Source organism: Rhizobium sp. 10PS4 (genome assembly GCF_032464805.1).
Lineage (GTDB): Bacteria > Pseudomonadota > Alphaproteobacteria > Rhizobiales > Rhizobiaceae > Rhizobium > Rhizobium laguerreae.
In genome coordinates this window covers 155,518-173,741 of sequence record NZ_JAWDIW010000012.1, presented here as the reverse complement: position 1 = coordinate 173,741, position 18,224 = coordinate 155,518, and the positions used below count along the sequence as shown (strand labels likewise).

The 18,224-nt window shown below is 63.0% G+C and carries 17 protein-coding genes; 9 read left to right on the top strand and 8 right to left on the bottom strand.

The window, feature by feature from the left end:
• Positions 1 to 27: 27 nt before the first annotated feature.
• From RWJ89_RS23020 to RWJ89_RS22990, 7 genes are all read right to left on the bottom strand, one after another.
• Positions 28 to 837: an inositol monophosphatase family protein gene (locus RWJ89_RS23020; protein ID WP_316031487.1), complete on the bottom strand. Its 810-nt coding sequence runs from the start codon at positions 835 to 837 to the stop codon at positions 28 to 30.
• The gene (locus tag RWJ89_RS23015) at positions 837 to 1,841 is read right to left on the bottom strand and encodes a LacI family DNA-binding transcriptional regulator (protein WP_025398536.1); all 1,005 of its coding nucleotides are present in this window, start codon (positions 1,839 to 1,841) and stop codon (positions 837 to 839) included. The genes RWJ89_RS23020 and RWJ89_RS23015 overlap by 1 nt, the downstream gene beginning before the upstream one ends.
• Positions 1,825 to 2,604 (bottom strand): glycerophosphodiester phosphodiesterase, encoded by a 780-nt coding sequence (locus RWJ89_RS23010; RefSeq protein ID WP_077979792.1) that lies wholly within the window; start codon positions 2,602 to 2,604, stop codon positions 1,825 to 1,827. The genes RWJ89_RS23015 and RWJ89_RS23010 overlap by 17 nt, the downstream gene beginning before the upstream one ends.
• Positions 2,604 to 3,659, bottom strand: a complete 1,056-nt coding sequence (locus tag RWJ89_RS23005; RefSeq protein ID WP_131665842.1) for an ABC transporter ATP-binding protein — start codon at positions 3,657 to 3,659, stop codon at positions 2,604 to 2,606. Before RWJ89_RS23005 ends, RWJ89_RS23010 begins: the two co-directional genes overlap by 1 nt.
• Complete coding sequence (locus RWJ89_RS23000) at positions 3,659 to 4,501, bottom strand: carbohydrate ABC transporter permease (RefSeq protein ID WP_221946712.1); 843 nt, start codon at positions 4,499 to 4,501, stop codon at positions 3,659 to 3,661. The genes RWJ89_RS23005 and RWJ89_RS23000 overlap by 1 nt, the downstream gene beginning before the upstream one ends.
• Before the next feature lie 2 nt (positions 4,502 to 4,503).
• Positions 4,504 to 5,805, bottom strand: coding sequence for a carbohydrate ABC transporter permease (locus RWJ89_RS22995; protein WP_131665844.1), 1,302 nt, complete (start codon positions 5,803 to 5,805; stop codon positions 4,504 to 4,506).
• A 63-nt stretch (positions 5,806 to 5,868) separates the two neighbouring features.
• Positions 5,869 to 7,215, bottom strand: a complete 1,347-nt coding sequence (locus RWJ89_RS22990) for an extracellular solute-binding protein (RefSeq protein WP_131665845.1) — start codon at positions 7,213 to 7,215, stop codon at positions 5,869 to 5,871.
• 249 nt (positions 7,216 to 7,464) lie between these two features.
• Between RWJ89_RS22990 and RWJ89_RS22985 the strand changes: the two genes are divergently transcribed.
• The gene (locus RWJ89_RS22985; RefSeq protein WP_316031486.1) at positions 7,465 to 7,923 is read left to right on the top strand and encodes a YbaK/EbsC family protein; all 459 of its coding nucleotides are present in this window, start codon (positions 7,465 to 7,467) and stop codon (positions 7,921 to 7,923) included.
• Between the two features lie 84 nt (positions 7,924 to 8,007).
• A complete protein-coding gene (locus tag RWJ89_RS22980) occupies positions 8,008 to 9,006 on the top strand; it encodes a Tim44 domain-containing protein (protein WP_316031485.1) in 999 nt (332 codons plus the stop codon).
• 22 nt (positions 9,007 to 9,028) lie between these two features.
• On the opposite strand, the gene RWJ89_RS22975 is transcribed toward RWJ89_RS22980, so the two are convergent.
• Positions 9,029 to 10,060 (bottom strand): hydroxyacid dehydrogenase, encoded by a 1,032-nt coding sequence (locus RWJ89_RS22975; RefSeq protein WP_221946710.1) that lies wholly within the window; start codon positions 10,058 to 10,060, stop codon positions 9,029 to 9,031.
• Positions 10,061 to 10,339: 279 nt separating this feature from the next.
• Here RWJ89_RS22975 and RWJ89_RS22970 point away from each other — a divergent pair, with 279 nt between their 5' ends.
• The 7 genes from RWJ89_RS22970 (at position 10,340) to cydX (ending at position 18,205) form a co-directional block, all read left to right on the top strand.
• Complete coding sequence (locus tag RWJ89_RS22970) at positions 10,340 to 10,939, top strand: HupE/UreJ family protein (protein WP_170269300.1); 600 nt, start codon at positions 10,340 to 10,342, stop codon at positions 10,937 to 10,939.
• A gap of 296 nt (positions 10,940 to 11,235) precedes the next feature.
• A complete protein-coding gene (locus tag RWJ89_RS22965; RefSeq protein ID WP_026157699.1) occupies positions 11,236 to 11,814 on the top strand; it encodes a GbsR/MarR family transcriptional regulator in 579 nt (192 codons plus the stop codon).
• 4 nt (positions 11,815 to 11,818) lie between these two features.
• Entirely contained in the window at positions 11,819 to 13,564 is a 1,746-nt protein-coding gene (cydD, locus tag RWJ89_RS22960; RefSeq protein ID WP_316031484.1) for a thiol reductant ABC exporter subunit CydD, read from the top strand.
• Entirely contained in the window at positions 13,561 to 15,252 is a 1,692-nt protein-coding gene (locus RWJ89_RS22955) for an amino acid ABC transporter ATP-binding/permease protein (RefSeq protein ID WP_316031483.1), read from the top strand. The genes cydD and RWJ89_RS22955 overlap by 4 nt, the downstream gene beginning before the upstream one ends.
• Before the next feature lie 76 nt (positions 15,253 to 15,328).
• Positions 15,329 to 16,909, top strand: coding sequence for a cytochrome ubiquinol oxidase subunit I (locus RWJ89_RS22950; protein ID WP_316031482.1), 1,581 nt, complete (start codon positions 15,329 to 15,331; stop codon positions 16,907 to 16,909).
• A 5-nt stretch (positions 16,910 to 16,914) separates the two neighbouring features.
• Positions 16,915 to 18,069, top strand: coding sequence for a cytochrome d ubiquinol oxidase subunit II (gene cydB / locus RWJ89_RS22945; protein WP_131665853.1), 1,155 nt, complete (start codon positions 16,915 to 16,917; stop codon positions 18,067 to 18,069).
• Between the two features lie 13 nt (positions 18,070 to 18,082).
• Positions 18,083 to 18,205, top strand: a complete 123-nt coding sequence (gene cydX / locus RWJ89_RS22940; protein ID WP_008529896.1) for a cytochrome bd-I oxidase subunit CydX — start codon at positions 18,083 to 18,085, stop codon at positions 18,203 to 18,205.
• Positions 18,206 to 18,224 lie beyond the last annotated feature (19 nt).

Below are 18,224 nucleotides of genomic sequence, written 5' to 3'. Positions count from 1 at the left end.
GCGGATCGCGTCTCTGGGACGGTGTATCTATAGCCCCTCAATGTCGAGGATGAACGCGAATTCGCCGGCAAGCCCTGGCGAGTGGGCGATGACAGGCCCGCCCTGCGCAAGCAGCCCGTCGACCGGCGGCATCGCCACCATCGCGCCGGCCTCTTCGGCGATCAGCGCGCCAGCGAGCATGTCCCAGGCATTGAGGTGGCGTTCGTAGTAGAGATCGGCAGACCCCTCGGCGACGCGAACGAGGTCGATCGCGGCCGCGCCCATGCGGCGATAATCCATACCGCGTTCGTGGAGCCGTCGCGAGAGCGCGAGATGGTCGTCGAAGCTCGTCTTGCGGGAATGGCCGAGAATGACAAGCGCATTGGCCGGATCGGCGGTCGCAGCCGCATGCACCGGAAGCCCGTCCTTGAAGGCGCCGCCGCCGCGCACGGCGTGAAACACTTTGTCTCCGGCGGCGTCGTAGACCACGCCGATCTCCACCTTGCCGCCGGCGACGAAGGCGATCGAGACGCCCCAGTGCCGGAAGCCCCTGATATAGTTGGTCGTGCCGTCGATCGGATCGACGACCCAGGTGCCGCCCTCGCCCGATCTTCCGCCGCTCTCTTCTCCCATGAAAGTATCATCCGGAAAACGCGAGAGCAGTCCGTCACGGATCGCCTGCTCGGCATTCTTGTCGGCGATGGTGACGAAATCCTGCAATCCCTTGTTTTCGACGGCAAGCGTTCCGAAATTCGAGTCGCGCCGGAACCGGGCAGTCTCCCGTCCGGCCTCGAGGGCAACGGTAATCGCGACCTCCGCCCGTGCGCGGATGGCGGCGGCATCGAATGCGGCATTCATCAGGCGGTCCTTCTTCTGATCAGTGTCACAGGCGTGAATTCGACACGCGCCGTCAGCTCCGGCTCAGCCATCCGGCTCATCAGCAGGTCGACCGTCTTTTCGGCCTGGACGTCGCAGGGTTGGCGGATGGTCGTGAGATCGTAAGCGGTCCAGCTCGCCTGAGGAATGTCGTCATGGCCGATGATGGAGAGTGGCGGCGCATCATCACGGCCGCGGCCCTGCATGACGCGGTCGATGACGCCGCAGGCCATGTAGTCGTTGGCGCAAAACAGTCCGTCGATGCCGGACGCGGCAAGTTCGGCGGCCGCTTCATAGCCGCTTCGGTAGTCGTTGATTTTGATATGCAGAAATTCCGGCTCGACGCTGAGCTGTTTGCAGCGTGCGACGAACGCCTCGCTACGCCGCCGCGCCGTGTAGGATATGGCGGGCGCGGCCATCACGGCGGGCTTTCGCACGCCGCTGTCGATCAGGTGGGTGGCGGCGAGTTGGCCGGCCATGTCGTCGTCGGAGATGATGCGGTCGACGAAGGGAATGTCGTTGCCCTTGTTGATCAGCACGATCGGCACGCCCTCGGCTGCGCATTGTTCACAGATCTCGGTCGGCGGTGCGTCCGAGGTGACGATGACGCCCGAGACGGCGTAGTGCAGCAGCTGGCCGATGACCGTCGAGGTATCGGCCTCCGGCGAGGTCGGGAGCAGGATGGGGCGGAAATTGCGGGCAAGCAGCACTCTTGCCAGATTTTCGATCTGCAGCGTGCGGAACGGATTGTCGAGGCCAGCGGCGACGAGGCCGACGAGATCGGAGCGTTTGTTGGTGAGGCTTCGGGCAAGATAGTTCACCCGGTAGCCGAGTTCCTTGGCGGCTTGGTAGACCTTTTCGCGCGTCTTCGGCGAAACGCTGGCATCCGGCGTAAAGGCGCGCGACACGGCAGCGCGCGAGACGCCGGCCACGCGCGCCACGTCGAAGGAGGTTACCTTGCGCGGTCCCTTATCCTTGTCTGCCAACTGCTTTTTCCTTGACCGCCGATGGCCGCATCAGATCGGGCAGATCCGTGCAGATGCCGAGAACCGGAAGCTTCATGAGGTCATCGAGAATGGCCGGCCGTTCCTCGTGCCAGAGCACGATCTCGCGGCCTGCATCGAAGGCGCGGCGCATCAGCGCGTCGGTCACCAGATCCTGCGGACGTTCGCCTGCCCTCTCCCAGCATAGATGCAGGATATCGGCGCCGGCCTCGTCGCCGAGCGCATGCGGATCGTGGCCGACCCGGATCAGCACCGAAAGCGGGAAATCGCAGGCCGCGTCGCTAAGTTCGCGCACCTGTGCCGTGTCGAAGGAGCCGAGACAGGCGAAACGCTGGTTCATCTCGGCAAGGTGCTGCCAGCAGCGCATGCCGGTCCCAGGTGCCTTCAGTTCGACATAGAGACCGGTCCCGGTCTCGCGGCCGAGCGCGGCCACCTCCGAAAAACTCGGCACGTCGACGCCGTCGAGACCGGCGAGCTCTGCCGCCGTCATTTCGGAAATGCGGCGGTCGATGCCGAAGACGCGCTCGAGGTGATCGTCATGCGAGACGACGACCACGCCGTCCTTGGTCAGCTGCGTGTCGAGCTCCCACATTTCCGCGCCGAGTTCGGCGGCGCGGCGGAAAGCAGCGATCGTGTTCTCGCGTTCATGGCCGCTGGCGCCGCGATGGCCGATGCAGAAGGGAAGCCGGCCCTTGCCCAATGGCCAGCCGTAACGCTCGAAAAATGCCGAGAAATCGCGGGTCATCAGAGCCTCCTGCCATTTTCGTCGAAGATGAACACGCCGCGGCTGTCGATCGCCCAGCGGACGTCGTCGCCCACATGGATATCGCTGCGCACCGGCTGGATCGAGCGCAGCAGCGGTCCGCCGGCAAGAGCCACGTCGTAGAGGTTTTCGCGGCCCTGCGTTTCGGCAAAGGTGACCTTGCCCGGCACGGCGATGTCGCCTGCCGGCGTGAAATGCTCCGGCCGAACGCCGAGCATCAGCTTGGTGCCGTCGGCGGCACCAACAGTATCCGGCAGCGGCACGCGGATCTCGCTTTGCGGGATTGTGAAGGCGCCCTTGTCCGCTACGCCGCGCAGGAAGGTAATCGGCGGATTGCCGAGAAAGCCGGCGACGAAGGCGGTCTTCGGATCATTGTACATTTCGGCAGGCGTGGCGATCTGAACGATCTCGCCTTCCTTCATGATGGCGATACGGTCGCACATGCTCATCGCCTCCACCTGGTCGTGGGTGACGAGAATGGCGGTAATGCCGGTTTCGCGCTGCAGGCGGCGGATTTCCGATCGCATTTCGAGGCGCAGCTTGGCGTCGAGATTGGCGAGCGGCTCGTCGAGCAGCAGCACATCGGGCTTGCGGATCAGCGCGCGCGCCAGGGCCACGCGCTGCTGCTGGCCGCCGGAAAGCTCGGCCGGCCTGCGGCCCATCAGGTTGCCGATCTGAACGAGGGCGGCGATGCGGTCGACTTCCTTGCGGATTTCGGCGGCCGGCATGCCTTTCACCTTCAGCGGAAAGCCGATGTTCTCGGTAACCGTCATGTGCGGATAGAGTGCATAGGACTGGAAGACGACCCCGACATTGCGGGCCTGGCTCGGCAGGTCGGTGACGTCACGGTCGCCGAAGAGGATGCGTCCGCCGGTCGGCCGGTGGATACCGCAGACCGCAAACAACGTCGTCGACTTGCCGCAGCCGGAAGGACCGAGCAACGCCAGCATCTCGCCGTTGCGGACTTCGAGCCGCATGTTCTCGATGACCTTGGTGGTGCCGAAGCTCTTCGAAAAATTGTCGAGGAGGATGCGCATCAGCCTTTGCTCCCGCCGCCGTAGATGTTCATGAGGTATTTGTTGAAGAGCGCGTAAACGAGCAGCACTGGAACGAGGTAGAAGACGCCGACCGCTTTGAACATGTTGAAGTCATAATTGTTGTCGTCGGCGAGGAATGCCGCGAGATAGACCGAAAGCACCTGCACCTGGTTACCAGGCGCCAACACCTGCGGCAGGATGAACTCGCCCCAGCCGGAGAGGAAGGAGAACAGGCCGAGCGCCATGATCCCGGGCTTGACCTGCGGCAGCACGAGGCTGCGCCAGACCCGGAAGCGCGAGGCGCCGTCGACGACGCCGGCCATTTCGATTTCCCACGGCACTGTGTCGTAGAAGCCCTTCATCAGCCAGATGCCGAGCGGCAGGTCGATCGCCGCCTTCACCAGGATGACGCCGATCAGCGAATTGTAGAGGCCGATCATCTGCAGCACGATGAAGATGGCGATGATCAGCGTCACCGACGGAAAGGCATGCAGTACCATGACGCCGGCAAGGAAGAAGCCACGCGCCGGCACGTTCAGTCGTGACAGAACATAGCCCGCCATCGACGAGACGATGAGCACGAGGCTGGTGGTGCAGGCGGCAAAGAGCAACGTATTCACAGTCACCTGCCAGATGTTCGCCTTGCCCTCCGTCGTCTGCCACAGGAAGCGCCAGTGATTGAGCGTCAAGCCCGAAGGCAGCAGCGCGTCCGCCTGCTTCACCGTCACGGTGTCGAGGAAGAGATAGACATACATTAGGAGCAGCGGCAGGCTGACGATAGTCAGCGCCGTTATGACAGGCCAGCTGCGGTAATTTGCCGAGGGCTGCGATCGTTCGGCCATGGTCAATCCTCGATCAAGGGCTTGGCGACAAGCGTGCCGTAGCTGAAGACGCGCAGATAGAGAAGCGACATCGCCACGCCGATGACGACCAGCACCAAGGCCATGGCGGCACCCAAGCCGTATTCGAGGTTGCCGGCATAGTTCCTCAGCGCAGTGTGATAGGCCGACAGCGCCCAGACCTCGGTCGCATTGCCCGGTCCGCCATTGGTCGCAAGCAGGATTTCATTGAAGGAGGCAAGCAGCGACAGCGTCTGATAGCAGGTGACGAAGAGGATCGGCCAGCGCATCTGCGGCAGGATGATGTAGCGGATCTGCTGCCAGCGGGAGGCGCCGTCGACCTCGCTCGCATAGAACTGGCTCTTCGGAATGGCCTTCATCGCCGAGGAGAACACCAGCATGCCCATCGAGGCGCCGATGAAGCCGTTGATCAGCACGACGAACAACCAGGCATTATAGGCGTTGTCGAGAAGATAGTTCTTCGGCGGATAGCCGAATTTGCCCATCAGGATAGAGATGAATCCGCTGTCCCAGGCGAGCCACTTCCACAGCATGACGTAAATGACGACGGGCGTTATGCGCGGCAGGAGCCAGATGCCGCGGAAGATCGAGGCAGGCGTCGGCGGCATGTAATGCGTCAGGATGGCGAGCAACAGCGCATAACCGACATTGAAGAGCATCAGCACCAGCGCGACGTAGAGCACGGTATTGAAAAGCACACGCGCCATGTCGGGCGAGGTGGCCATGCGTGAGAAATTGTCGGTCGTCCAGGTCCAACCGGTATAGGTGACCCTGGCGACGGTTTCCTTCTGTTCCGGCGTCAGCTTGAACCCCAGACTATCCAGCGACGAAAAGAGCTGCTCCTTGCTGTCGAAACGGGTGTTGAGGACGGAGCGGTTGAACTGTTCGGAGATCTGCTTGACCTCGCGTGTCGAAGGTCGCTCGGCAAGATCCTTGATCATGCGCTCGACGTCGCGGCGTGCCGTGAACACCTCACCTGTATGTTTGGCGCGCAATTCCGCGGCAATCCCAGGCGCAAGCCCGAGGCCTTCAATGGCCTTGAGGCCCGCATCGTCGATCGTGTAGCGCGGTTCGGCCATCTCGGCTGCGATGTCTGGTATCGCCGATTTTAGCGCGATCAGGGAATTGGGCGCGATCTGGTAGACACCGCCGGAAATGCCGGTCGCCGTCGTCATATTGGTCATCGAGAAGACCGCCGTCAGAACCACCGGCATCAGGAAGAACAGGACGATCATGATCGCGGCAGGCGCGATCATCACCAGTCCGAGCGTTCTGGACGATTTCATGGAAGCCCCCTCATCGCGGACCGACCGGGCGGCGGTGCCGCCGCCCGGTAGAGTGCTTCGATCTTAGCGGATGACGATCTTGTCGCCGAGCGTGCTCTTCAGCTCGCTTTCGGCGTCACCGATCGCGGCGTCTACGGTCTTGGCGCCGGTCCAGGATGCTTCGAGGTTCTTCCACATGATGTTCCAATATTTGCCGAAATCGGAATTGTTCGGCATCGCATTGGCATGCGGCAGCAGGCGCTCGGTGGCTTCGCGGGTCCAGCGGTCAGCCGAGTAGAAGTCGACCGTGGATTCCGACTTGGAGATGCCGAGATGGGCGGATTTGACCGCATGCAGCGCGTTGGTGCGCGGCTCGGAGGCGATCTTCACCAGCTGGGCGGCGATCTCGGTGTCTTCCTGGTCATGACCTGCGGTCAGCAGGTAGACGAGCGGATGGGTCAGCGTGTTGGCCTTGCCGCCTTCACCGGCGGGGATCAGCGTGAAGATCACGTTGCCGAAGAAGTCCTTCAGACCTTCCTGGTTGACGAGGCGGGCATAGTGCCAGGTGCCGCCGTCCCAGATGCCGGCCTTGCCGGTAGCGACTTCCTTCCACCACTGGTCGCCCGGCATGCCGATGTGGTTCTTCTTGGTAACACCGGTCTTCACGGCATCGGCGAAGAACTGATAGGTGCGGGTCATCGCGGCCTTGTCGAAAACGAGCTTGCCGCCTTCTTCCATCGTGCCGCCGAAGCTGGTGTAGAACTGCCAGTAATCAGGGCCGTTGCTGGTGCGCGGATAAAAACCGTAGCCGGCCTGGACGAGGCCCTTGTCTTGCATTTTCTTGGCGTCTTCGAGCAGGTTCTTCATGGTGTACTTGCCGTCCTGGACGCTCTGCGGCAGCGCATCCAGATCGGCGTCGCTGTAGCCGATCGCCTTCATGTAAGGCTTCCAGAAGAACATCGGACGGGATTCAGCATCCTGCGGGATGCCGTAGACGGTGCCGTTGTAGGAGGCGATCTGCAACAGGTTTTCATAGATGTCGCTGAGCGGCCATGAATCGAGATCGACATAGTCCTCGATCGGAACGATGAGCCCGGCCTGCGACCAGGGTGCGATGTCTTCATGGCCGCTGACGACGATATTCGGAGCGGTCTTGGCTTCGGCGGCGAGGGTCAGCGCCTGCTTGAAGTCCTCCCAGGCCGAATAGGGCTTCTTCTCGACGGTGATCTTCAGCTCTTCGCCCTTGAGGGCGGCTTCGCGCTGCAGCTGCTGGGCTGCGATCTCGATGGCGTCGAGGCGATAGACGTCGTTCGGGCCGGTACCGCCGGCCCAGACGCTGATGTGAACGTCCTTGGCGAGTGCAATTGCGGAGGTCGAAGCCAGGATGGCGGCGGCGACGGCAAGCGATTTCAATGTCGGCAAAATGGTCATCTTCTTCATCTCCCTGGAAGAGCAGTGTGAGGCCTCTTGACGGGTCATCACTGTTGCGTGACGGCCGTTCCGAAAACCCCACGAAAACGTGGCGTATCCCGCTCTAGGGGTTGAACGTAACGGCCGAATGACAAAATTGAGCACGTGTGCAAAATTATTATGACGATGTCCGCACGACTTGCAAGCGGCGGTTTTTGACAGGCGTCTTTTACGCTTCAAATTGCGTATTTGCTGGGCTAGCATCGCGTCATGAGCCTTGAATCCGTCCGCGCCTTCCTCAGCGCCCGCGCACCCGATATCGAAATCATCGAAACCGCCAAGAGCTCCTCGACGGTGGCGCTTGCCGCCGAAGCACATGGCGTCGAGCCGGCCCAGATCGCCAAGACGATCTGCCTGCGTGTCGGCGAGCAGATGATGCTGGTCGTTGCCGGCGGCACGGCGCGGCTCGACAATCGCAAGTTCAAGGACACCTTCGGAGCCAAGGGGCGAATGCTCGATGCCGAAGAGGTTGTGGCCGTCACCAGCCATCCGGTCGGCGGCGTCTGCCCCTTCGGTCTGCCCTCGCCGTTGCCCATCTATTGCGATATCTCGCTGAAACGCTTCGATGAAGTCGTGCCGGCCGCCGGCTCGACAAACTCGGCCGTGCGCATCGAAACCGGACGGCTGGCAGAGCTGGCCGGCGCCAGCTGGGTCGACGTCTGCCAGTAATGGCGCCGAAGAGCTTCACACGGCGGAAAGAGTCCCTATATTACAACTCGACATGCCGTGATTGCGCATGACAGGAGATCAGGAATGCCGAGTGCCGTTTCGCGTTTTGCCAAGATCGCGGCCATTGCCGCTCTGACGAGCGCCACCGTTTTTGCTTCCCTCGACGATGCCGAGGCGCGCCGCGCCGGCAGCTTCGGTTTCGGAAGCCGCGGCACGCGCACCTTCCAGGCGCCGCCTGTCACCAGCACCGCGCCTGGGACCGCAGCACCGATCGAACGGTCGATGACGCCACGTCCGCAGACCACCGCACCTGCTACCGCTCAGCAGCCCCTCGGCGCTCAGCGCCCCGGTTTCTTCGGCGGCTTCGGCCGTTCGATGATCGGCGGCCTGATTGCCGGTGGCCTTCTCGGCATGCTGCTCGGCCACGGTTTCGGCGGCGGCTTCGGCTTCCTCGGCATGTTGCTGCAGATCGCATTGATCGGCGGCGCCGTCATGCTCGCCATGCGTTATTTCGCCAACCGCCGCCAGCCTTCCTACGGCGTCGGTGGCGGTCAGAGCCGGTCCTATAATATGTCGCCCACGAATAATTCGTCCTTCCAGATCCCGACGATCGGTTCGGGGGGCGGTTTCGGCGGGCAGTCGCGCGGCAATCGGCCGAGTGACGAGATTGGGCTGACGCAGGCTGATCTCGATCAGTTCGAGGAACTGCTGACCCAAGTGCAGACCGCTTACGGCGCCGAGGATTACGGCACCTTGCGCCGGCTGACGACGCCCGAGGCGATGTCCTATCTCGCCGAGGAGCTTGGCGAAAACGCCACCAATGGCGTGCGCAACAGCGTCTCCGACGTCAAGCTGCTGCAGGGCGATATTGCCGAGGCCTGGCGCGAGGACGGCCAGGAATATGCGACGCTCGCCATGCGTTATTCCTCGATCGACGCGATGGTCGAACGCGACAGCGGCCGCGTCGTTTCCGGCGACGACCGCCGTCCGAGCGAAAGCACCGAGGTTTGGACCTTCGTGCGCAAGTCTGGCGCCGACTGGAAGCTTGCGGCGATCCAGGGTGCCGAGGAGCGCGCCGCTTGATGCGGCGCTCAAAACCAATGCTCTAATTCACCGCGACCGGTTTGGAACGCATGCGGGAGACCGTCTCGCGTTCCGCCCGTTTGCAACGCATCGGCGGCAGTCCGCGATCCATCAGGTCCATGTCTTCGAGCACCATGTCGCCCATCTTCTTGAAAGCGCTGTCGAGCGCGCCTGCCCTATGCGCCGAGCGGATGAAACCTTTCAGGCTCCGCACCGGATGGTCGGGCGGCAGCGGTTCCTCAGGGTAGACGTCGCTCGCCGCGACGATGTGGCCTGACGAGACGGCCGCCATCAGCGCATCGAAATCGACGACATCGGCGCGGCTGAGCAGGATGAAGGCCGCGCCCCTGCGCATGCTGGCGAAGGCCTCAGTGTCGAGAAATTTGCTGTTTTCGCTGGTGACGGCGGCGGCGACGAAAATGAAATCGCTCTTTGTCAGGACCTCCTGAAGGCTTGCGGGCTCGACGCCGTTTTCCTCAAGGATCGATTGCGGCAGCCAGGGGTCGAATACCCGGATGCGCGCCCTGAAGCCGGAAAGCACACGACGCAGCGCCTTGCCGAGATCGCCGAAGCCGACGATGCCGATCTCGGAACCGGCGATCAGCCGCGCACTTGCATTCCCCTCCCCTCCCCAGAGTTCGCTGCCTTGGCGAAACGCGACATCCGCGTCGACGATGCCGCGCGCCAAGGCCAGGGCGAAACCGAGGCCGATTTCGGCGACCGGTTCGGCAAAGACCTGCCCTGTCGTCACGACGTGGATACCGCGCTGGAAGAGCACCTCATAAGGCATGTTGTTGAGCAGATTGCTTTCGACATTGAGGATCGAGCGCAGGCCCGGCATTCTGGCCAGCGTTTCCGCCGAAAGCGGCGGCTGGCCGATGATGTAGCGTGCCCTGCCGAGGATGCCGTCACCGAGCCCGGCGATATTCTCGGGGTCGGCCTCGACGATCTCATATTTCGCCTGCAGGTCGGCGCGCGCGCTGTCGCTGAAGATCAGATCAAGCGTGCGCGGCTCGGGCGCGCTGATCGCCAGCGGCCGTTCGGTATTCGTCATGGGCGTCTCCTCCATCGCGGCGGTTTGCACCGTTTCTGCCGGACGATTGATAGCCCCTGTGCGGAGTTGTTTCCAGTTCGATCTTGAGGCGCGGCGCGCCGGGAGAAGCTATCGAAAGTGGCATCTGCCTATCAGATAAGCAATTGAATTGGCTCGGTATTTCATGGCATTTTCGTTGACGGCGTGAATTCTTTGAATTAGCGTGATGCGCGCGACTTGGAACCGTGCCTGTGTTCGGCGGCCGCAGGATATTCGAAAACTCACGAGGGGAATGAGCCAATGAAATCAGCACTCAAGAGCGGCCTGCTTGCCTTGGCTGCCGCAGCGCTTCCGGCTGTCGCCTATGCCCATCCCGCCATCGGCGAAGCTGCCGGCTTCAGCCATGGCTTTGCCCATCCGATCTCTGGCCTTGATCATGTTCTCGCCATGGTGATGGTCGGTGTTTTCGCATTTCAGCTCGGCAGCCGCGCCACTTGGCTCGTGCCGACGACCTTCGTTCTGGTGATGGCGCTCGGTGGTGCCCTCGGCGTTGCCGGCATCAACGTTCCCTTCGTTGAAATCGGCATCGCGCTTTCCGTTGTCGTCCTCGGCGCCGTCGTTGCGCTCCACGTCAAGGCGCCGCTCGCCGCAGCACTCGGCATCGTCGGCCTCTTCGCCATCTTCCACGGTTTTGCACATGGCGCCGAAATGCCGGAAAATGCCGCCGGTGCCGCCTATGCCGCCGGTTTCATGGTCGCGACCGCACTGCTGCATGTCGCCGGCCTCGTCCTTAGTTATCTCATCGGCCGCGCCGGTGAACGTCATGGCCTCTTCGTGACACGCACGGCCGGCAGTCTTGCTGCTGTTGCCGGTGTCGGCATTCTGGCCGGCTTGATCTGAGCCTGACAGCATTCCTGAACAAGAACTGGGCGGCATCGGCGGCCTAGACATCTCAATCCGAGAGGACGCCCGGCTTGCGTAACGCATCGCCGGGCGTTTCTGCGTCATCGCTGCAAAGTGCTGTGGACTTGACCCAAGTCAAATCCAGCCACATCGCGTCCGGCTATATCTAGCCCACGATCAACGAACGAACATCCAAATTGACGCAGGCCTGCCTTGCCGATTGCCGGTGAGACGCGAAAGTCAGTATAGTGATTTCAGAAATTTCTGAAATCATAGACGCAACGGAAACGACCATGAACCTTCCGCCTCTCGTCCAGTCCTTCGTTCTCCACTTCGGCGAAATGGGGTCCCGCTGGGGAATCAACCGCACGGTCGGCCAGATCTATGCCCTGCTCTTCGTTTCGCCCGCGCCGGTCTGCGCCGAGGAAATCGCCGAGTCGCTTGGCATCTCGCGCTCCAATGTGTCGATGAGCCTGCGCGAACTGCAGGCCTGGAACCTTGTCATCCTGAAACACAAGCCAGACGACCGCCGCGATTTCTTCACCACGCCTGATGATGTCTGGCAGATATTGAGGACGCTTGCCGAGGAGCGAAAGAAGCGTGAAGTCGATCCGACGCTGTCGGTTCTGCGTGAGATCCTGATGCAGCGGCCGGCCAGCGACGCCGAGCGGCATGCGCAGCAGCGCATGAGCGAGATGCACACGCTGATCGAGCAACTGACGCATTGGTATGAAGACGTAAAACAACTTGAAACAGAAAGGCTCGCAACGCTACTCTCGCTGGGCGCGAAAGTGACCAAGCTTCTGGAGGCCAAGGACCGCGTCGTTTCGCTCGGCCGCAGCCGCCGGCCAAATCCTGCGAACAAGAGTTAGCGCCATGAGCACTGCTTTCTTCGACGCGAAGGACGGACGGGGCGCCGAGCCGGTGCCGGACGGCGATACGGTCTCGTCTGTCACCGGCCCCGATGATGCGAAAGGTGCGCTGCGCAGAGCGGCAATGCTGCAGGCGCTGGCTGCTGCCGTCTGGATCCCGCAGGCGGCATTGCTGGCCGTGTCGGTCGGCCGCATCGCCGATGGCGGCGGATTGCATGACGTTCTCTGGCCCGCCCTCGGTATCCTCGTCCTCGGATTTGCAAGAAGCTGTCTCGATGCGGCTGGCGGCCGCCTGGCTTTTCAAGCCGCCCGCGCTGAACTCAGCCGCAGGCGGCAGATCGCCGCCGCGGCAATTTCCGTGTCGTCGCCGGTCGATCGCGACCGATCTGCCTCCGGCAAAGCGGCAAGTGTCGTTGGCGAACAGGCCGAGCTGATCGTGCCTTATCTCGCCCGTTTCCAGCCGGCACGGATGAAGGCCAGCCTCGTGCCGCTCATCATCCTTGCCTTTATCCTTCCGGTCTCCTGGACCGCGGCGTTGGTTCTGCTGTTTGCCGCGCCGCTGATCCCGATCTTCATGGCGCTGATCGGCTGGCGTGCCCAGGCGGCCAGTGAAAGGCAACTTGTCGCGACCGGCGGCCTAAACGGCTTCCTGCTCGATCGGCTGCGCGGACTGGCGACCATCCGTGCGCTCGACGCAGTCGATGCAACGGCACTCCGCCTGCGGTCGGAGGCGGAGTCGCTGCGTGTGCGCACCATGGCGGTGCTGAAAATCGCCTTTCTGTCCTCGGCGGTGCTCGAGCTTTTCGCCGCACTCGGCGTGGCGATGATTGCCGTCTATGTCGGCTTCAGCCTGCTCGGTGAGATCCGCTTCGGCACTTGGGTAGGCCGGCTCGACCTGACCGAGGGACTGTTCATCCTGCTGCTGGCACCGGCCTTCTTCGAGCCTCTGCGTGAACTCTCGGCCGTCTGGCATGATCGGGCGGCCGGCGAAGCGGCGCTGAAGGCCCTGGACACCCTCGCTGCCGGCGGGCTGTCCATCCAAGGAGCAGCCGACGTTGCGCCAGCAGCATCTGCCGTCGTCGAAGCGCCGGCCATCCGACTTGAGAATGTCGATTTCCGCTACAACGCCGACGAACCGTTGATCCTCGACGGTTTCAACCTCGATGTCGCGGCCGGCGAACATCTGGCGCTTCTCGGCGCCAGCGGTTCCGGCAAGTCGACGCTTCTTTCGCTCATATCAGGACTGGCGCCCTGTACCGGTGGCGGCATCGTCATCGGCGGCACCGCACTTGCGGATGACAGCGCCCACGCCTTGCGGGCCAGCATGGCATGGATCGGCCAAAGACCGCATATTTTCGCAGGCACGATCGCCGGCAATATCGCGCTCGGCAGGCCCGGTATCCTGCGCGGCGACGTGACGGATGCGCTCGACGTCGCCAGGCTTGGAAAAGTCGCCGCCGCCTATGGCAACCGGCCGCTCGGCGAAGGCGGGATCGGGCTTTCCGGCGGCGAGACGTTGCGGCTTGCGATCGCGCGTGCCGCCTGCAATCCGCATCTCCGGATCATCCTGGCCGACGAGCCGACCGCACATCTCGACGCCGTCACCGCCGCCGAGGTGACCGAGAGCCTGCTTTCGCTCGCCAGGGGCCGCACTTTGATCGTTGCGACCCACGATCCGCTGCTTGCCGCCCGTATGCATCGCACCATGCGCGTCGATGCCGGCATCGTTATGAGGGAGGCCGCCGAATGAGCGGATTTGCTGCGGACCTCAAGCCGATCCTGCGCCTGTTCCTTGCCGAGCGCCGGCGTGCGTTGCTGCTCGGCGCAGCACTTTCGGCGGCGACGGTGACCGCCGGCATCGCCCTGCTCGGCCTGTCCGGCTGGTTCATCACCGCCACCGCACTCGCCGGCCTTTCGGCTGCTGCCGCCATAACCTTCGACGTCTTTGCGCCGTCAGCCGGCATCCGCCTGCTCGCCATCGTCCGTACGGCCGCGCGCTACGGCGAAAGGCTTGCGACCCATGACGCAACGCTTGGCGTGCTCGCCGCCCTGCGCGAAAGGCTGTTTCGCGGCTTTGCCGAACCGGGTGCTGCCCGCGCCCTGCTCCATCGTCCCGCACGGCTGCTCTTCCGACTGACGGCCGATATCGATGCGCTCGATTCCCTCTACCTGCGCATCCTCGTGCCGGCCGCGGTGGCGATCGGTGCAGCACTGGCGGCAAGCCTCGTGCTGGGGCTGATGCATCCCGTGTTCGGCCTGTGTTTCGGCCTTTTTCTCGCCGGTGCCGGCCTCGGTCTGCCGTTGATCGCCGGCCGGGTGGCGCGCAAACATGCTCGCAGACGCGCCCATGGCATCGAGGCGCTGCGGTCGCGGACGATCGATCTCGTCGCCGGCCAGACCGATCTGCTGATGGCCGGCCGGCTTACCGCGCAGACTGGTACCATCGCTGCGGCCGACGCTTACTCTGCCCGCGCCGACGACCAGTTGAACCGCGTCGAGACCGGCCTGACATTCGGCTTCGGCCTCGTCTCGACCTTGCTGCTGACGGCTTCGCTGCTTGCCGTCGCAGCACTTGCGGAAACGAAGGCGATCAACGCCCCTGTCGCCGCGCTCGGCCTGCTCGTCGCTTTTGCGGCAGTCGAACCCTTCGCAGCGCTGCGCCGTGGCGCCGTGGAACTCGGCAGGACGCTGCTTGCGGCACGGCGCATCGCGCCGCGGCTTGCCGTCGCGGCGGCACCCGAACCATTGCCGGCGCCGTTGCCGGGATGCGCTTTTTCGCTGGTGAAGGTGTCAGCCTTCCATGAAAACTCCGCCGTGCCGGCGCTCGAGGATATCGAACTTGCGCTTCATCGGGGCGAACGCCTCGCCGTCATCGGCAGCAGCGGTGCCGGCAAGTCGAGCCTGCTTGCCCTGCTTTCCGGCGAATTGCCGGCAAGGAAAGGAAATGTTGCCGTGATGACAGCAACCCTGCTCACGCAACGGACGGAGCTCTTCGAGGACAGCCTGCGCGGCAACCTGCTCCTTGCAAACCCGGATGCGAACGAGGCCCGTCTTTGCGAAGCGCTCGCCGCCGCCGGCCTGCTTGCCGATATCGAGGCCATGCGGCGGGGGATCGATACCCGGCTCGGCGAAGGCGGGCTCGGTCTTTCCGGTGGACAGTCGAGCCGGCTGGCGCTTGCCCGGCTTTTCCTGCGCGACACGCCGCTCTGGTTGCTCGATGAGCCGACCGAGGGTCTTGACGGCGTCACCGCCCGCGACGTGCTCAGCCGGCTGTCGGCAATGGCGGCGGGCCGCTCGCTGGTGATCGCCACGCATATCCGCCGGGAGGCGGCGATCGCAGACCGTATCGCCATCATCGAAGGTGGTCGCATCACAGAAGTTTCGCGCCGCGGAGAGGCGGCGTTCGAAAAGGCGCTCGACCGGCTTCGGCCGGACTGAGCGAGACTGCATGCCCTCACGCGCCGGTCGGCGCTGAGGAACGCCCTGTACCCCGTGGGACCGTGGGAGAAAGACAATGGAACTAGATATCGTCGCGTTATCGCGCTTCCAATTCGCGCTGACGGCGCTTTACCACTTCCTGTTCGTGCCCTTGACGCTCGGCCTGTCCGTGCTTTTGGCGATCATGGAAACCGTCTATGTCATGACCGGCCGCCAGATCTGGCGGCAGATGACAAAATTCTGGGGCACGCTGTTCGGCATCAATTTCGTGCTCGGCGTCGCCACCGGCATCGTCATGGAATTCCAGTTCGGCATGAACTGGAGCTACTACAGTTATTATGTCGGCGACATCTTCGGCGCGCCGCTGGCGATCGAGGGCCTGATGGCCTTCTTCCTCGAGGCGACCTTCGTCGGCCTATTCTTTTTCGGCTGGGACAAGCTGTCGAAGGTCGGGCATCTCGTCGCCACCTGGGCGGTGGCGCTCGGATCGAACTTTTCCGCACTCTGGATCCTGATCGCCAATGGCTGGATGCAGAACCCTGTGGGATCGGCGCTCAATCCGCAGACCATGCGCATGGAGATCACAAGCTTCTTCGACGTGGTCTTCAACCCGGTTGCCCAGGCAAAATTCGTCCACACTGTGTCGGCGGGTTATGTCTGCGCCTCGATCTTCGTGCTCGGTGTTTCTGCCTGGTATGTCCTCAAGGGCCGGCATATCGAGCTTGCCAAGCGCTCGGTGACGGTCGCCGCCTCCTTCGGCCTCGCCTCGGCTCTATCCGTCGTCGTGCTTGGCGACGAGAGCGGCTATCTCGCCACCGAGAACCAGAAGATGAAGCTCGCCGCGATCGAGGGCATGTGGAAGACGGAACCGGCGCCGGCGGCCTTCACCGCCTTCGGCTTTCCGGACCAGGAGGCGCGCGAAACGCATTTTGCCGTGCATATACCCTGGGTCATGGGCCTGATCGGCACGCGGTCGCTGACCACCGAAATCCCCGGCATCGACAAGCTCGAACAACAGGCCGAAATCAGGATCCGGGACGGCATCAAGGCTTACGACGCGTTGATGCAGATCCGTTCGGCACCGGTACAGGATCAGGTTGCACAGGAAGTGCGCAGCTCCTTCGAGGATCTCGGCCATGATCTCGGCTACGCGCTTCTGCTGAAGCGCTACGTCGACGATCCGCGCCAGGCGAGCGACGAGCAGATCGTTCAGGCGGCGCGTGATACCATCCCACACGTGCCGACGCTCTTCTGGTCGTTCCGCATCATGGTTGGCTTGGGTATCTTCTTTATCCTGCTGACCGCCACCTTTTTCTGGCTGTCGGCGCGCCGCCATCTCGACAAATATCCGTTGCTTCTGAAGATTGCCGTGCTGGCGATCCCCCTGCCCTGGGTCGCCATCGAGCTCGGCTGGGTCGTCGCCGAATTCGGCCGCCAGCCCTGGGTGATCGAAGGCGTTCTGCCGACGGCCGCAGCTGTCTCCAGCCTCGGCGCCGGCACCGTGCTTCTGACCATCATCGGTTTTGCGGCACTCTACACGACGCTGATCGTCATCGAGATGGGCCTGATGATCAAGGCGATCAAGCAAGGACCGGAGCCGGACGACGTGCCGGAAGCAGTTCTGATTTCCGAAACCCTCGTCCCGGCCGCGGAGTGACTGCCATGATCCTTCACGAACTCATCGACTATGAAACCCTGCGTCTCATCTGGTGGCTGTTGCTCGGCGTCCTACTGATCGCTTTTGCGACGACCGGCGGCTTCGATCTCGGCGTCGGCACACTTTTGCCTTTCGTCGCCCGGACGGATACGGAACGGCGCGTGGCGATCAACACCATCGGCGCCACCTGGGAAGGCAACCAGGTCTGGCTGATCCTCGGCGGCGGCGCCATCTTCGCCGCCTGGCCACCGCTTTATGCGGTCTCCTTCTCGGGCTTCTATCTGGCGATGTTCGCGATCCTCTTCGCGCTCATCCTGCGTCCGGTCGGTTTCAAATATCGCTCGAAGCGGGAAAGCGCCCGCTGGCGCAACGGCTGGGACTGGGCGCTGTTCATCGGCGGTTTCGTGCCGTCGCTGATCTTCGGCGTTGCCGTTGGCAATGTGCTGCAGGGCGTTCCCTTCCGCTTTGCCGACGATATGCGGATCTTCTACGAAGGTTCGTTCTTCGCCCTGCTCAACCCCTATGCGCTGCTCTGCGGCCTGCTTTCCCTAGCCATGCTGACAATGCATGGTGCGGCATGGCTGGTGTTGAAGTCGAGTGGCCCGGTCGCCGAGCGTGCCAGAAGCTATGGCAGCGTCGCCGCCCTTGCCGTTATTCTGCTTTTCGCACTCGGCGGTCTCTTCCTGTGGATCAGCGTCGGTGGCTATCGCATCACCAGCGATATCAGCCCGATCGGCCCCTCCAATCCGCTGCTGAAGACCGTGGCGCTGGAGAAAGGCGCGTGGCTTACCAACTACACCGCCCATTCTTGGATGATCATCGCGCCCGTCCTCGGCTTCGTCGGCGCGGCACTGGCCTTCATTGCCATGCGGGCGAGGCGCGAGATCATGACACTGCTCTTCAGCAAACTCGCGATCTTCGGGATCATCTCGACGGTCGGCCTCTCGATGTTCCCGTTCATCCTGCCCTCCTCGCTTGATCCGCGATCGAGCCTGACGGTCTGGGATGCATCCTCCAGCCATATGACACTGTTCATCATGCTAGTCGTGACGGTGATCTTCCTGCCGATCATCTTCGCCTACACGGCCTGGGTCTACAAGGTTCTGTGGGGCAAGGTCGATGAGAAGTCGATCACCGATAAAAATAGCCACGCTTACTGAGGGAGACGAAACGATGTGGTATTTCGCATGGATCCTCGGCCTGCCGCTGGCCGCCGCCTTCGCCGTCCTCAACGCCATGTGGTATGAGCTGATGGACGACGCAGCCAAAAAGAAGGCTTCCGAGCCGCGTAAGTGAAATGCAAGGGCGCGGTTCA